This window comes from Salinibacterium sp. SWN139 (genome assembly GCF_015864625.1).
GTDB lineage: Bacteria > Actinomycetota > Actinomycetes > Actinomycetales > Microbacteriaceae > Rhodoglobus.
In genome coordinates this window covers 26259-40472 of sequence record NZ_JADYWV010000004.1, presented here as the reverse complement: position 1 = coordinate 40472, position 14214 = coordinate 26259, and the positions used below count along the sequence as shown (strand labels likewise).

General features: G+C 61.3%; 14 protein-coding genes. 9 read left to right on the top strand and 5 right to left on the bottom strand.

Going from position 1 to position 14214, the window contains the following annotated elements; all coding sequences use genetic code 11:
- Positions 1-915 (top strand): carbohydrate ABC transporter permease, encoded by a 915-nt coding sequence (locus I6E74_RS13280; protein ID WP_197126500.1) that lies wholly within the window; start codon positions 1-3, stop codon positions 913-915.
- A gap of 3 nt (positions 916-918) precedes the next feature.
- The gene (locus I6E74_RS13275; protein WP_197126498.1) at positions 919-1734 is read left to right on the top strand and encodes a carbohydrate ABC transporter permease; all 816 of its coding nucleotides are present in this window, start codon (positions 919-921) and stop codon (positions 1732-1734) included.
- Positions 1735-1859: 125 nt separating this feature from the next.
- Here I6E74_RS13275 and I6E74_RS13270 read toward each other — a convergent pair whose 3' ends face one another.
- Positions 1860-3320 (bottom strand): amidase, encoded by a 1461-nt coding sequence (locus tag I6E74_RS13270; RefSeq protein ID WP_197126497.1) that lies wholly within the window; start codon positions 3318-3320, stop codon positions 1860-1862.
- 145 nt (positions 3321-3465) lie between these two features.
- Here I6E74_RS13270 and I6E74_RS13265 point away from each other — a divergent pair, with 145 nt between their 5' ends.
- Genes I6E74_RS13265 through I6E74_RS13255 form a run of 3 tightly spaced genes read left to right on the top strand, consistent with a single transcriptional unit; the run spans position 3466 to position 5476 of the window.
- Entirely contained in the window at positions 3466-3825 is a 360-nt protein-coding gene (locus I6E74_RS13265; protein WP_197126495.1) for a GntR family transcriptional regulator, read from the top strand.
- Positions 3822-4712 (top strand): ABC transporter ATP-binding protein, encoded by an 891-nt coding sequence (locus I6E74_RS13260; RefSeq protein WP_197126494.1) that lies wholly within the window; start codon positions 3822-3824, stop codon positions 4710-4712. The genes I6E74_RS13265 and I6E74_RS13260 overlap by 4 nt, the downstream gene beginning before the upstream one ends.
- Positions 4709-5476 carry an ABC transporter permease gene (locus I6E74_RS13255; protein WP_197126492.1) on the top strand — a complete coding sequence of 256 codons (768 nt, stop codon included), beginning with the start codon at positions 4709-4711 and terminating at the stop codon, positions 5474-5476. The genes I6E74_RS13260 and I6E74_RS13255 overlap by 4 nt, the downstream gene beginning before the upstream one ends.
- Before the next feature lie 134 nt (positions 5477-5610).
- Here I6E74_RS13255 and I6E74_RS13250 read toward each other — a convergent pair whose 3' ends face one another.
- Both I6E74_RS13250 and I6E74_RS13245 read right to left on the bottom strand, forming a co-directional pair.
- Positions 5611-6117, bottom strand: a complete 507-nt coding sequence (locus tag I6E74_RS13250) for a GNAT family N-acetyltransferase (protein ID WP_197126490.1) — start codon at positions 6115-6117, stop codon at positions 5611-5613.
- 91 nt (positions 6118-6208) lie between these two features.
- Positions 6209-6889 carry a uracil-DNA glycosylase gene (locus I6E74_RS13245; protein ID WP_197126488.1) on the bottom strand — a complete coding sequence of 227 codons (681 nt, stop codon included), beginning with the start codon at positions 6887-6889 and terminating at the stop codon, positions 6209-6211.
- Between the two features lie 44 nt (positions 6890-6933).
- On the opposite strand from I6E74_RS13245, the gene I6E74_RS13240 reads away from it, so the two are divergent.
- Positions 6934-8412 carry an MFS transporter gene (locus tag I6E74_RS13240; protein WP_197126486.1) on the top strand — a complete coding sequence of 493 codons (1479 nt, stop codon included), beginning with the start codon at positions 6934-6936 and terminating at the stop codon, positions 8410-8412.
- Here the strand turns inward: I6E74_RS13240 and I6E74_RS13235 are convergent.
- Together I6E74_RS13235 and I6E74_RS13230 are read right to left on the bottom strand one after the other, a co-directional pair.
- Positions 8409-9182: an SDR family oxidoreductase gene (locus I6E74_RS13235; protein WP_197126485.1), complete on the bottom strand. Its 774-nt coding sequence runs from the start codon at positions 9180-9182 to the stop codon at positions 8409-8411. The genes I6E74_RS13240 and I6E74_RS13235 overlap by 4 nt on opposite strands.
- 69 nt (positions 9183-9251) lie before the next feature.
- Positions 9252-10244, bottom strand: a complete 993-nt coding sequence (locus I6E74_RS13230) for an NAD-dependent epimerase/dehydratase family protein (RefSeq protein ID WP_197126483.1) — start codon at positions 10242-10244, stop codon at positions 9252-9254.
- A 106-nt stretch (positions 10245-10350) separates the two neighbouring features.
- On the opposite strand from I6E74_RS13230, the gene I6E74_RS13225 reads away from it, so the two are divergent.
- From I6E74_RS13225 to I6E74_RS13215, 3 genes are all read left to right on the top strand, one after another.
- Complete coding sequence (locus tag I6E74_RS13225; protein ID WP_197126481.1) at positions 10351-11445, top strand: acyltransferase family protein; 1095 nt, start codon at positions 10351-10353, stop codon at positions 11443-11445.
- Positions 11446-11545: 100 nt separating this feature from the next.
- Positions 11546-12865, top strand: a complete 1320-nt coding sequence (locus I6E74_RS13220) for a bifunctional o-acetylhomoserine/o-acetylserine sulfhydrylase (RefSeq protein WP_197126388.1) — start codon at positions 11546-11548, stop codon at positions 12863-12865.
- 132 nt (positions 12866-12997) lie between these two features.
- Positions 12998-14203, top strand: coding sequence for a homoserine O-acetyltransferase (locus tag I6E74_RS13215; protein WP_197126479.1), 1206 nt, complete (start codon positions 12998-13000; stop codon positions 14201-14203).
- Positions 14204-14214: the final 11 nt, after the last annotated feature.

The following is a 14214-nucleotide window of genomic DNA, read 5'->3' as shown; positions in this document are numbered from 1 at the left end:
ATGACTACTGCACCGCTCAAGCCGTCGCGCGGCCTGCGCCGTAGCGCCACCCGTGGCGGTGGCTACGTCAACCTGCTGTATCTGCCTGCACTCGTGCTGTTCGCAGTTTTTATGATCTACCCGCTCATTAGCGGCATCGGCTTAGCATTCACGAACTGGAACGGGTATAGCGAAGCGCGCAGCTTCGTCGGATTCGACAACTTTGCGCGGCTATTCTCCGATCCCGTCTTTGCGACAGCGGTGCGCAACACCTTCATATTCGGCATCGGTTGCACGATTATTCAACAAGTCTTCGGGCTGGGGCTGGCCATCGCATTGGATAAGCCGTTGCGTGGACGTTCGACCGTGCGTGCAATCGTGTATCTGCCCGTGCTCGTCTCGCCGATCATCATGGGCACGATGTACTACCTCCTCCTGCAATACAACGACGGCGCGTTCAACGACGTCGTGGTCGCGTTCGGTGGTGAGCGTATGGCGTGGTTGGCTGACTCTTCAATGGCGATCGCGATCATCGTCGCCGTCAATAGCCTCCAGTTCATGGGCATCTCAATGATCATTTACCTGGCCGGATTGCAATCAATCCCTGAAATGTATTACGACGCCGCGAGCCTCGATGGAGCGACGACCTGGCAACAGTTCCGATACGTCACTGTTCCCCTACTGCAACCGGCATTTGCGACCAGTATTGTGCTCAACCTCATCGGTGGCTTGAAACTGTTCGACGTCATCAAAATCTTGACGAACGGCGGCCCGGGATATTCGACCCAGTCGGTCTCCACACTGATTAGCACGACCTACTTCGACAGCCAAAGCGCTGGCTATGCGTCGGCGATGGGAGTTGCACTCTTTGCGATCATCATCGTGATCACGATCATTATGAATAAGGTCCTCGGTAGCCGGAAGGTGGAGGCATAGATCATGTCCAGACTCTCGAAAGTACTTATCGGAATCGGGCTAGCCGTCGTCTGTTTCGTGCAGCTACTGCCGTTCTACGTGGCGTTGACGACCTCGCTGAAACCGAAGACTGACTTATCGTCCCAGCTCGCGCTGCCGGGCGAAATCTTCTTCGGAAACTTTGCCAGCGCGTTGGATGATGGCAATATTCTGCGGGCGATCGTGAACAGCATCATTGTCACGGCAGTCTCGACATTCTTCGTGTGCGTGCTGGGTGCGCTCGCTGCGTACCCTTTGGCACGCAGAGGCACGTGGGTGAACAAGGTGATCATGCTCGTCATTTTGAGCATGATCATGGTGCCACCGCTCAGCATTTTGGTGCCGTTGTACACAATGCTGAGCAAGATGGGTGGAGTCAACACCTATTGGGGCATCATCTTGGTGATGATTGCGACGCACCTCTCATTGAGCGTCTTTCTGTACGCTGCTTTCCTTCGCACTATTCCTAGTTCTTTGGAAGAAGCGGCCAAACTCGATGGCGCCAACCTCCTGCAGACTCTGTTTTACATCGTGTTCCCGCTGCTGAAGCCGGTGACAGCGACGGTCATCATTCTCACGGGAATCGCCACGTGGAATGAATACGCTTTGTCATCGTTCATTTTGACCAAACCCGACGTGCAGACGATCGCACCCGCGATTGCCTCGTTCTTCTCGTTGCAATCCAGCAATCTAGGGGCAGCAGCGGCCGCCGCGCTACTCGCGCTTGCACCGGTCTTGATTGCTTACCTGTTCCTGCAGCAATACTTCATGAAGGGCATGGTTGCTGGCGCAGAAAAGTAGACCACGGTACCGAGCGGTGTGTCCTGTGTGCCAACGCAGGGCGCGCCGCTTTGTGCGTATGAGGCAATGACCCCTTCTCGAAAGCTATGGCGCACTGTGGGCAGAGCGTTCACGCAAAAGCGGTTCTAGAAATTAGGCATGTCGGTGCCCGGGCGAGCAGCCTCGGTGCGGACCTCGCCAAACGCCGCCGGATGCCGCGAGCCCCACTGGAAGCGCCGCTCGAGTTGCGCGCCAATCGCGAGCAGCACATCCTCGCGACCGGGGCGGCCAATGAGCTGCACGCCCATCGGCAGCCCTTCCGCGGTTTCGTGCACGGGGAGGCTGATCGCGGGCAGGCCGGAGACGTTGACGAAGCTCGTCCACGGTGTGTACTGCACTTGCTTCGCAAAGTTCTCGAAGGCATCCTCGGCAAAAAACCAGCCGAGCGGGCGCGGTGTCATCGCCATCGCCGGGGTCAGCACAGCGTCGTAGGTCGAGAACTGGCGGATGACGCTGCGCTCGAACCGAGACAGCGTCGCGCTGGCGACGCCCACGTCGCGCGCGCTCATCCGGCGTCCGCTGTCGATGAGCCATTTCGTGAGGGGTTCCACGAGCTCGAGCTGTTCGCCATCGAGCGGGATTCCGGCGGCTGAAGCTTGCCACAGCACCGTGAAGGCTTCGGCGTATTCGGGTGACGGGTCGAGCGCGAAGTCTTCGCTGCCGTGGCCGAGCTGGTCGAGCGCGGTGCGAGCGAGGGTCAGAGCATCCTTAGCCTCCGGCGAAACAGAAATCTCGTAGGTGTCATCCCACGGCGAGGTCGTCATGACGCCGATGGTGAAGGTGCCCTCGCCCCGGATGGCCGCGTTGAGGAAGGCGCCGCCGTCCCACGTTGGCGGGCCAACCGAGAATGGCGAGGGGCCGGCGATTCCATCGAGGAGGAGCGCAGCATCCGCCACGGTGCGAGCCAGCGGCCCGGTCACCGGAAGCTGGCCGAGACTGCCGAAACCGCTGCCCGCGGGCACGCGACCGCGCGAAGGCTTGAGGCCGACGAGACCGGTGGCTGCGGCGGGGATACGAATCGATCCGCCGCCGTCCGAACCAGGCGCGAAGGGCAAGAGGCCCGCCGAGACCGCTACGGCTGCTCCCCCGCTGCTGCCGCCTGACCCCAAGGAAGTGTTCCAGGGATTCACGGCCGGGGCATCCGAGAGTGGTTCGGTGTAGGCGGGCAGACCGAATTCTGGCGTTGCTGTCTTGCCGAGGCTGATCGCCCCAGCGGCATCCAACACGTCCACAATTTCGTCAGAAACCTCGGGCACGAAGTCCGCGAAGGCGCGCGATCCAAAGGCGGTGCGCACTCCGGCGCGGGCCCACAAGTCCTTCTCTCCCGAGGCTAGGCCCCAGAGAGTGGATGCCCGGCTGCCCGACTTCTCGAGCTCCGCTGCCCGCTCGCGTGCGGCATCCGGAGTGACCTTGGTGAAGGCACCGAGTTCGGGGTTCAGTCGGTCGATGCGGTCGAGGTAGTGCGACACGAGTTCGCTGGGCTTCAGCTCCCCCGCGCGCAGGAGGTGCAGTTGTTCGAAAGCGGTGAGGTAGTGAAGTTCTGACACGAGTTCAGCCTAAGGGCCTTGACAAAGCGTTGCCATGCTGGTTGGTTAGTTACACAACCAACTAACCAACGAACCAGACCCACCAACCGAACCCGTCAGCAGCGGTCAGCAAGCAACACCAACAACCCACAGAAAGGAAGCACACATGGATGACTCCCGCCCCATTTTCGCGCAGGTCGCCGAGAACATTGAGAACGACATCATCTCCGGCGCACTGCCCGAAGAAGGCCAGGCTCCCTCGATCAACGAGTTCGCGGCCTTCTATCGCATCAACCCCGCGACCGCCCTCAAAGGTGTGAACGTGCTCGTCGATGCAGGAATTCTCTACAAGAAACGAGGTATTGGAATGTTTGTCGCCCCCGGCGCTCAAGAACAACTCAAAGGTGCACGCCGCGACAAGTTCAGCAGCGAATATGTGCGCCCCCTCTTGGCCGAAGCAGAAAAACTCGGCATCGACTCCACCCAACTCACCCAGATGATCGCCAAGGAGGCGAAGAACTCATGACCTCGACCATTGAGGTACACAACCTCACCAAACGCTTCGGCAAAGTTGTTGCCGTCAACGACGTAAGTTTCTCCGTCGCCGAAAACAAGATCTACGGCCTCCTCGGTCGCAACGGCGCTGGCAAGACCACCCTCATGCAGCTGCTCACGGGCCAAGAATTTGCCAGCGAGGGCACGATCGCCCTCTTCGGGCAGGCTCCCGTCGAGAACGCCAAGGTGCTGCAAAACACCTGCTTCATCAAAGAAAGTCAGCGCTACCCCGAAGATTTCCGCCCCAAGGACGTCTTCAAGACGGCCCCCTGGTTTTTCGCCAACTGGGATCAAGAATTCGCCGACCGCCTGATCGCCGACTTCCGCCTCCCCCTCGACCGCCGCATCAAGAAGCTCTCACGCGGCCAACTTTCCTCCATCGGCGTCATCGTGGGTCTCGCCTCACGCGCACCGCTCACCTTCTTCGATGAGCCCTACCTGGGGCTGGATGCCGTAGCCCGCCAAATCTTCTACGATCGCCTTCTTGAGGACTACGCCAACCACCCGCGCACCGTCGTACTCTCCACCCACCTCATCGACGAGGTCGCCAACCTGCTTGAACACGTACTCGTGATCGACGAAGGCAAGCTCCTCATCAACGAGGATGCCGAAACCTTGCGCAACCGCGCCACTAACGTCGTCGGCATGAAAACCGCTGTCGACGCGTTTATCGGCACCCGAACGGTGTTGCACCGCGACGGAATCGGCGGGCTCAGCTCGGTAACCGTTGCTGGGCTCAGCGAGAGCGAGCGCCGCGACGCGCACGCTGCCGGGCTGGAACTATCCCCAGTGTCGTTGCAGCAGCTCATCATCCAACTCACCCGCACCGAGACCAAGGAATTCGAGGCCAGCGCATGACCACCACAACGGCTCTCGCCCAACCGGCAAGCCCCCTGAAGCGCATTACCAACGTAGCCAAACTGCATTTCGCCAACCCCTGGACGACCCTTGGGCTGCCGTGGATCATTCTCGGCGTGATCTTTGTGGGGATGCTGACCGTCTGGTGGCTGATCTATTCCGCCATTGATGAGTCCGCCCGAGAATCAGCCCTCGAAGGAACGCAGTTCTCCGGCTCAAGCTTTTTCATCTACATCTACATGATGGTCGTGGCGATTCAGGCGATCAGCATCACATTCCCGTTTGCTCTCGGCTACGGCGTTACGCGCCGCGACTACTACCTCGGAAGCGCGCTCGCTTTCGTGGCGCTAGCCGTGATCTATACCGCAGGACTCACGATAATTTCGGTCGCGGAAACGATGACAGGCGGCTGGGGAATGGGCGTCACGATTTTCGCGCCCGTCTACTTCGGAGCGGGCATTGTGGAACGCATCTTCGTGCAATTCGTCGCGTTCTTGTTCTTCCTGTTCTTCGGCTCAGCCATTGCCGCTGTCTGGGTACGCTGGAAGGCCACCGGCGTGACGATGTTCTTCATCGTCGTCGCGGCGTTGCTCGTCGGCTTGATTGCGCTAGCAACCTTCACGGATTCGTGGGCCGCAATCGGGGCCGCCTTGGTCGATCTCGGGGTCACTGGCGTCGCGGCCTGGAGCCTCGTGCTCACCGCGATCAGCGGTGTGGCTGGGTTCATGTTGCTACGGCGCGCAACTCCGCGCAACGCGGCCTAGCTCGTAACGCGGCCTAACCCGTACGCGGCAGCCAACGCGCTGACTCTCACCACCCATCAGAACGGCGGATGCCCGGCTCTCCCTTCGCGGGAGGCCGGGCATCCGTTCGTTTGTAGGGGGTTCGTGACTCCGCGCTACGCGTCGATCGACTTCTGCATCAGATACGTGCCGACCCAGCGGTCGAACTTGAAGCCGACGCGCGTGAGATGCCCGATGGATTCGAAGCCCAGCTTCTTATGAAGGTGAATGGAGGCGTCGGCTCCGTCATCCGAAATCACGGCGATGATCTCGCGGATGCCGGACTGGCGCCCGCGTTCAATAAGTTCGTTCAGCAGCGCACCGCCCACGCCCTGCCCGGTAGCAGCCGGTGAGAGGTAAATCGAGCCTTCCACTGTTCGCTTGTAGGCGGCCTTGGGGCGCCACGGGAACATGGCGGCGTAGCCGAGCACGCGATCCTCGTCGTCGACCGCGACAATGAACGGCAGCCCCGACTCTTCCACGGCGACCCGCTTAGCGGTCATGATCTCGGGAGTGACCTCAACAATGTCGAAAGTGACGACGGTCGTGCTCACGTAGTGGCCATAGATTTCGGCGAGCGCCGCATCGTCCGCTGCGATGGCGTCTCTAAAGTGGTGTGCCATGGCTGCTCCTGAGGTGTCGTGACAAAAATGCGATTAGCGAAGGCTGCACGTGGTGACGCTTGCCCGTGTCGCGGGTATCGCGACTCCTATTTTAGAGGTCGAGTGAGCGGTCAACGCGCCAGTCAATAGGGGCAGCCCCTTGCGCTTCAAGCGCCGCATTCACCCGACTAAACGGCTTCGAACCGAAGAACCCGCGGCGCGCAGACAGCGGGCTCGGGTGAGCACTCACGATCACCGGCGTATCCCCCAGCAGTGGCGCGACGGCTGCCGCCTCCTTACCCCACAGCACAGCAACAAGAGGTTGCGGCCTCGCCGCGAGCGCCCGAATCGCGGCCGCCGTGATCTCTTCCCAACCGTGACGACGGTGGGAGCCCGTCACCCCGGCCTGCACTGTCAGCACCCTGTTGAGCAACAGAACGCCCTGACTCTGCCACGCACTCAGGTCGGCGTGCGCAGCGGGCGGGATGCCGAGGTCGTCGTGCAGTTCCTTGTAGATGTTGCTGAGGCTCCGCGGCAGCGGTCGCACCGCCCGGTCGGCCGAGAACGCGAGCCCTACGGCGTGCCCCGGCGTCGGATACGGGTCCTGGCCGACAACGAGCACGCGCACCTGATCGTAGGGTGCTTCGAAGGCCCGGAGTACGGCATCCGGTTCCGGGAGCCAGGGTCGCCCGGCTGCGCTCTCGGCATCAAGAAACGCGCCAACCGCCTCCAGCTGACCCTCTAACGGGTGTAATTCACGAGCCCACCCGGGGTCGACACTGCTCAAGTCCATGTCACTACGCTAATGCGCGGCCTGTCTACCGATAGCATCCGTTCATGTCATTCCTGCGCGGAAAATCCGGGGCCATCACGATGGGCCTCATCGGCTACCTCTTCTTTGTCGAGCTGGTGAGCGGAATCATTCAGGGGTACTACATCCCCCTGATCCCCGACATCGTCGATCACCTCGGCATCCGCGATGCTGACTTCAACTGGTTCGAGGCCGCCCAGCTGCTGTTGAGCGCCATTGTGGTTCCCATTCTCGCGAAACTCGGCGACATGCACGGCCACAAGCGCATCCTGTTGATCTCGACCGTTCTGACCGCCGGCGCAACCTGGTGGCTGGCGTTCACGGGTGACTTCACGAGCTTCTTGATTGCGTGGGCGCTGCAGGGGTTCTACGTCGTCTGGCTCCCGCTCGAAGTCGCACTGATCTTTGACCGCGGCCGCGTCACCGGTATGGGCGCATCCCAGACCCGCCGCGCTGCGGGCTTCCTCGTTGTTGCCCTCGAAGCGGGCGCCATCATGGGCGCGCTCGGTGGCGGCCGTATCTTCAAACTCTTCGGCGAAAATGTGCAGCAGACGCTCATGATCCCCGCCATCGCCGTCACCATCGTCTTCTTCGTCATCCTCTTCGGCGTGCCCGAATCGAAACCACTGCCCGGCCGCACCCTCGACTTCTGGGGCTTCGTGCTCCTCACTATCGGCCTATTGCTCATCACTTCGGGCCTCACGTTCTTACGCATCAACGGCCCCGGCGCGTGGTGGGTCTACCTCGTCATGCTCGCCGGTGTCGCGACCTTTATCCCGTGGGGTCGCTACGAGCTACGCCAGAAAGACCCCGCGATCGATCTTCGGATGCTGCGCGACCCGAGCATGTGGCCCATCCAGCTCACGGCGGGCCTCGTCGGTATCAGTTTGCTCGGCGCCCAGGCTCCGCTTGCGACCTTCGCCGGCACCGACCCGATCAACGGCTACGGCCTCGGGATGGAATCGGATGAGATTTCGTACATCATCGGCGCGTATCTCGTCTCGATGATCGTGGGTGCCCTGCTGTTCCCGATCCTCTCCAAGTGGAAGAGCCCTCGCGTGGCGCTCATCGTCGCCACGTTCTTGGTGGCGGCCGGTTACCTGATGTTCTTGCCCTTCCACATGACGGTGCTGAGTGTGTTCCTCAACATGAGCATTGCGGGTCTCGGCTCGGGTGCGCTCGTCGGCGCCCTCCCCGCTGCCGCCGCCGCCGCTGCTCCGCGCGGCCAGACCGGCATCGCGACCGCCCTCACCAACACGACCAAAACCATTGGCGGATCGTTCGCCTCCGCAATCTTCGCCATCGTGCTGCTGGCCGGGGCGGCATCCGCCGTCACCGAAACGGCCTCCAGTCTGTTCGGCTACCTGACGGTCTTCACAATCTGTGGTGCGGGCGCCCTCGTCGCGGCGGTGCTGTTGTTCTTGGTGCCGAAACTCGCGTTCGCGGATGTCGTGGACGACATCGGCGAGCTCGAAGCGAGCGAAGAGACTACCGTCGCCGACTAGCGCGGCTTGAGCTCGCCTCTGATCATCTTGTGCGGCGCGGCCTGAGCCACGGGCTTGATCGTAATGAGGTCAAGGTTGACGAACGGCGGAAGTTCAAGGGCGTGCACAATCGTTTCGGCGATGTCGTCGGCGACGAGCGGATCGGGCACATTCTCGTACACGGTGTCGGCTTTGGCCGCATCGCCGCCAAAACGAACGAGCGCGAACTCTTCGGTCTTCACCATGCCGGGAGCGACCTCGATAACACGAATCGGCTCCCCCGCGAGCTCTAACCGCAGCACTGCGGTGAGCGCATGCTGGGCAAACTTCGCGGCGTTGTAGCCGCTACCGCCCTCATAGGGCACCGTTGCTGCGATCGACGTGATCATGAGGATGCTGGCCGTATCGCCCTCCGCGATTCCTTCGCGCAACAGCGGCAACAGCGCACTGGTCACTCGCTTCGTTCCCACAACATTCACGTCGAACATGCGGATCCAGTCATCCGCGTCGCTGTCTTCAACACTGGCGACGCCGAGCGCACCACCCGCGTTGTTAACGAGAGCGTGGATGGGGCCGAGCTCACGCAAGAAGGCCGCGAGCGCGTCGACGTCATCCTGTTTGGTGACATCGGCAACGAACGTGTCAACGCCCGTATCTGCTGCGAGCGCCGCGAGCCGTTCCTCACGTCGCGCAACAGCAACGACTTGCCAGCCGTGCTTCACGAAACGGCGAGCAGTCGCTTCGCCAATGCCTGAACTTGCGCCGGTAACTACTACTCGCTTGATCGCCATGCTTTAAAAGTAGTGGCTCCGGCCAGCACCCAGCCACCGGATGCTGAACTCGCGCACGGAACAGCGGCGCTAGCGCTCGTTCGCTACAAGATATTCGGCTGCTGCCAGAATGGCATCCGTCGACGAAATGTAGGTGAAGCCCAAGTCACGCGGGGCATCCGAGCCGTCAACGTCAAGGTTGCGTTGAATCGAACCGGCGAGAGCCCGCACTGCGGGGTTGAACGGCGCCACAACTTTCACCAGCCAGTTGGGCAATTGCCGAGTCGTGATCCTGCGCTCGGGATAGACATTCTTGAGTACCGTGCTCGCTTCAGCGATCATCATCGCGCCCGCATTCGCCGGATACCGTTTTCCGATTGCCACAGGGGCATCAATTGCAGCGACGTGCATGCGCGCAACGTCACGGACATCCACGATGGGCAGATTCGACTTCGGGTAAGCCGGGTCAACACCCCCGAGGAAGCGTTCAACGTACGCCAAAGAAGTCGCGTAGTGCTCGTCCAGGGGCGGTCCAAACACAGCGCCCGGGTTGATCGTGGTGAGCTGCATTTCAGGATGCTCGGCCACGAACTGCCACGCCGCTCGCTCGGCCAAGGTCTTTGAGGCCTCATAGGCCGTGGTGTCGGGATGCGTGGGGTCGGTCCAATTCGCGGGCGTCGAGACATCCATTCGCGGCTTGGTGGAATCTTTATAGATTGCGGCGCAACTGGAGGTGAGGATGACGCGGCGCACCCCCGCGGCCTGTGCCGCCACCAGTGCGCGCCGAGTGCCCTCGACAGCGGGACGAATGAGTTCCTGAGGATCTTTGGGCTCAGCGACCGGGAACGGAGATGCCGTGTGGAGCAGCACATCCACCCCCACCATTGCCTCGGCCCAGCCCTCGTCAGAGAGCAGGTCGAGGGAGACAAAGCTCAGGTCGGCACCGGGAAACAACGCCTCGACTTGAGCCTGTCGCGTTCCGGAGCGCACGGCGGCTTTCACCGAGTAGTTACTCTCCAGCAATTCGCGAACAATGTGTTTGGCGATGAAGCCAGAGGCGCCGGTAACGAGCACGGTGGTCATTTGTCTCCTGAAAGGTTTTCTGCAGCGAACTGTCGGTTCAATCTAGTTCCCACAACCCGGGAAAAGGCACACGAAGCTCACGGCGATGCCGATTACACTTCAACGAATGACCGGAGCTTCTCTCACCACTTCGCCGCCTGCGCGCGCCCCCAAAGTGCGACTCCCCCACTGGGACAACGCGCGCTTTCTCGCCGTCACCCTCGTGGTGATTGGCCACGGCATCCAGCGGCTCACGTACGACTCCAACAACGCCTTAGCGCTGTACCTCTTTATCTACGCGTTCCACATGCCCGCCTTCGCGATCATCAGTGGCTATTTCTCGAAGCCCGGACCGCCATCGGCGCTTCAGATGCGTCGGGTTCTTACCGACATTTTGCTGCCGTATTTCATCATGGAAGCCATCTGGTCAATCGTGAAGTTCTTTACCGAGGGAACAACCGATCTGAACCCGTCGAAGCCCAGCTGGACGCTCTGGTTCCTTCTTGCTCTCGGCATCTTCCGCCTGGTGCTCCCGTACCTCGCACTATTGCGCTGGCCGCTGCTGTGGGCAATCATCGGCTCCGTCGGGGTCGGGTACTTCGACAACGTTGACAGCACCTTCTCGCTCTCTCGCGCCATCGGCATCCTGCCCTTCTTCGTGCTGGGGTGGAAACTCAATGAGTGGAAGCTCATGGAGCGCTGGAAGGTCGCCGAACGCTCGGTCGTGCTCATTCGGGCACTCGCGGTCACGATCTTCTTCGGGTTGATGGCCGTCATCCTCAGCAACATCGAGCTGTGGCGCACCATCAACCTGCGCTTCTGGTTCTTTTACGACGACTCCTATAAGGGCCTCGGTGAAGACCAGTGGTGGGCTGGCGCCGTGCGCCTCGGACTTATCGCCCTCGCCATCATTTTGAGTGCAGCATTCTTCGCTCTGGTTCCGCGCCGCCACACCTGGATCACAGATGCCGGCCAAGCCACCATGTACGTCTACCTCCTCCACAGCTTCATCCTCTATCCGCTTCGCGAAAGCGGGCTGCTGCTCGATGAACAGTCCTCGGCGATGTGGCTCGTGAGCATGGTGCTCGGCTCAATCGGTATCGCTCTCGTACTGTCGACTCCGTTGATCAAGAAGATTTTCCGGCCGATTATCGAGCCCAAACCGAACTGGGTTTTTGTGCCCTTGCCCAAAGAGACAGATCTGTCTACTAAAAAACGTTGAGTTACGACATATTTCACGAGTGATTGACCGCCCCACGGGGCCTGCTTAGGCTCACAGTGTGGCGGACATCCCGATCCACCAACCGACCTAGGAGGCCGCCGTGAGCGACTGGAACTTTGAAACCAAGCAGATCCACTCGGGCGCGCAGCCTGACCCCACGACCAACTCGCGGGCCACACCGATCTACAAGACGACCGCGTATGTCTTCAACAACGCGGATCACGCCAAGAACCTCTTCGCGCTGGCCGAATTCGGAAACATCTACACCCGCATCCAGAACCCCACTCAGGATGTCGTCGAACAGCGCGTTGCCGCTCTCGAGGGCGGAACCGCAGCACTGTTGCTCGCTTCCGGCCAGTCGGCAACGACCTTCGCCGTGCTCAACATTGCACAGGCCGGCGACCACATCGTCTCGTCGTCGTCTGTCTACGGCGGAACCTACAACCTCTTCAAGTACACGCTCGCGAAGCTCGGCATCGAGACCACCTTCGTTGAGAATCAGGATGACGCTGCCGAGTGGGCTGCCGCTATCCGCCCCAACACCAAGCTCCTCTTCGCGGAGACCATCGGTAACCCGCGCATCAACGTTCTCGACATCGAGCTCGTTGCCGATGTGGCCCACGCTGCGGGTGTTCCCCTCATCGTCGACAACACCATCGCAACTCCGTACCTGATTCGTCCGTTCGAGCACGGCGCCGACATCATCGTTCATTCCGCCACCAAGTTCTTGGGCGGTCACGGCACGGTTCTGGGTGGAGTCATCGTCGATGGCGGCAAGTTCGAGTGGTCGAAGAACGTTGACAAGTTCCCCGGTCTCACCGAGCCTGACCCGTCGTACCACGGCGCCAGCTACACCGGCGTTCTTGGCGATGGCATCGCGTACATCATCAAGGCTCGCGTTCAGTTGCTGCGCGACCTTGGTTCGGCCATCTCCCCCGACAGCGCTTTCTCGCTCATCCAGGGCATCGAAACGCTCAGCCTGCGCATTGAGCGTCACGTGCAGAACGCTCAAGCAATCGCCGAATGGCTCGACAGCCACGACGATGTTGACACGGTCTACTACGCCGGACTCCCCTCGAGCCCGTGGTACGCGAACGCCAACAAATACGCGCCCAAGGGTGTCGGTGGAGTTCTCTCCTTCGAACTCAAGGGTGGAGTGGATGCTGGCCGCTCGTTCGTGAACAGCGTCGAACTCTTCAGCCACGTCGCCAACATCGGTGACGTGCGCAGCCTCATCATTCACCCCGCATCGACGACCCACTCGCAGCTCTCCCCCGAGCAGCAGTTGACCGCCGGAGTCACACCAGGACTGGTGCGTCTCTCGGTGGGCCTCGAGAACATCGAGGACATCAAGGCCGACCTGCAAACCGGTTTCGATGCCGCCCGCGCGACAGCCGCAGAGGCTCGCGCCCGCGTCTAAGACTGCTGGCTTCACCAGTGGCGGCAGTGCTCTTCGGAGTGCTGCCGCCACTGCCTCGTTAACGCGGTCGGCAGCCACCAGCTTCGTAATAATTTCGTGCCACACAGAATAGTTCGCGATACTTAAGGCGACATGGACTGGCAGACACCTGAAGACACTGTTCCTTCGGCATTCATCACTGACGCAAACGTGCGTTCACTCCTCGGCAAGCCCCCGGCGACGGGCGCGTGGCGCGAGGGCGATCCGGTAGGTCAACGCCAGTTCGTCACCATCACCGATCTCGCTTTAGAGTTCAGCCGCCGCCTTCCCTCAGCGCGTATCGCTTACGAAACTCACGGCACTCTCAACGACGACGCGTCGAACGCGATTCTCGTCGCCCACGCCCTCACCGGTGATAGCCACATTGTCGGCAACCCCGGAAACGGGCACGCCACTGCCGGATGGTGGAACGATCTTGTCGGCCCAGGCAAAGCCATCGATACAGACCGCTGGTTCGTCGTCTCTCCCAATATCTTGGGTGGCTGTCAGGGCAGCACCGGTCCGGCATCTCACGCGCCCGACGGAGCCGAGTTCGGCGCCCGCTTTCCCTTCATCACGATCCGCGATCAGGTAGCCGCGCAGGTCGCCCTGAGCGACGCCCTCGGTATCGACAAGTGGGCCGCGGTGATCGGCGGCTCGATGGGGGGCATGCATGCTCTGGAATGGGCGGTCGCGCATCCTGATCGCGTCGAGAAGGTAGCCGTTTTGGCCGCACCGCCTGTCTCCACAGCCGACCAGATCGCTCATAACTCGGTTCAGGTCGAGTCGTTGCGCACCGATCCTGCCTTCGCTGATGGTGCGTACTACGACGCCGCCGATGGCGATGGACCCCACCGCGGGCTCGCTCTCGCACGTCGCCTCGCACTGCTCAACTACCGCTCTTCCGACGAGCTCAATGAACGCTTCGCCCGCACGTGGCAAAGCGAAGTGAGCCCGTGGGGCAAGGGCGGCCGCTATGCCGTCGAAAGCTACCTCGACTTTCACGGCAACAAGTTTGCGCGCCGCTTTGATGCCAACAGCTACGTCACTCTCGTCGAAGCAATGAGCTCCCACGACATTGCCCGCGGTCGCGGCACCGTCGCTCAAGCACTGGCGCGCGCCACGATGCCCGCGCTCGTGCTGGGCATCGACAGCGATCGACTCTTCCCCGTGTCCGGCCAAGAGATCATTGCCGAGCACCTGCCTGGCAACATCGACGGCGCGCTGCCGCACGTCATCCATTCCCCATTCGGCCACGACGGTTTCTTGATTGAGGATGCGCTCGTGAGCGCCCAGTTGGAACGCTTACTCGCTCTCTAAATTTGCTGAGA

Bases quoted from the DNA above. Each gene is read 5' to 3' on its own strand.
- I6E74_RS13280 (WP_197126500.1), top strand. From the start codon at position 1: ATGACTACTGCACCGCTCAAGCCGTCGCGCGGCCTGCGCCGTAGCGCC.
- I6E74_RS13275 (WP_197126498.1), top strand. From the start codon at position 919: ATGTCCAGACTCTCGAAAGTACTTATCGGAATCGGGCTAGCCGTCGTC.
- I6E74_RS13265 (WP_197126495.1), top strand. From the start codon at position 3,466: ATGGATGACTCCCGCCCCATTTTCGCGCAGGTCGCCGAGAACATTGAG.
- I6E74_RS13260 (WP_197126494.1), top strand. From the start codon at position 3,822: ATGACCTCGACCATTGAGGTACACAACCTCACCAAACGCTTCGGCAAA.
- I6E74_RS13255 (WP_197126492.1), top strand. From the start codon at position 4,709: ATGACCACCACAACGGCTCTCGCCCAACCGGCAAGCCCCCTGAAGCGC.
- I6E74_RS13250 (WP_197126490.1), bottom strand. From the start codon at position 6,117: ATGGCACACCACTTTAGAGACGCCATCGCAGCGGACGATGCGGCGCTC.
- I6E74_RS13245 (WP_197126488.1), bottom strand. From the start codon at position 6,889: ATGGACTTGAGCAGTGTCGACCCCGGGTGGGCTCGTGAATTACACCCG.
- I6E74_RS13240 (WP_197126486.1), top strand. From the start codon at position 6,934: ATGTCATTCCTGCGCGGAAAATCCGGGGCCATCACGATGGGCCTCATC.
- I6E74_RS13235 (WP_197126485.1), bottom strand. From the start codon at position 9,182: ATGGCGATCAAGCGAGTAGTAGTTACCGGCGCAAGTTCAGGCATTGGC.
- I6E74_RS13230 (WP_197126483.1), bottom strand. From the start codon at position 10,244: ATGACCACCGTGCTCGTTACCGGCGCCTCTGGCTTCATCGCCAAACAC.
- I6E74_RS13225 (WP_197126481.1), top strand. From the start codon at position 10,351: ATGACCGGAGCTTCTCTCACCACTTCGCCGCCTGCGCGCGCCCCCAAA.
- I6E74_RS13215 (WP_197126479.1), top strand. From the start codon at position 12,998: ATGGACTGGCAGACACCTGAAGACACTGTTCCTTCGGCATTCATCACT.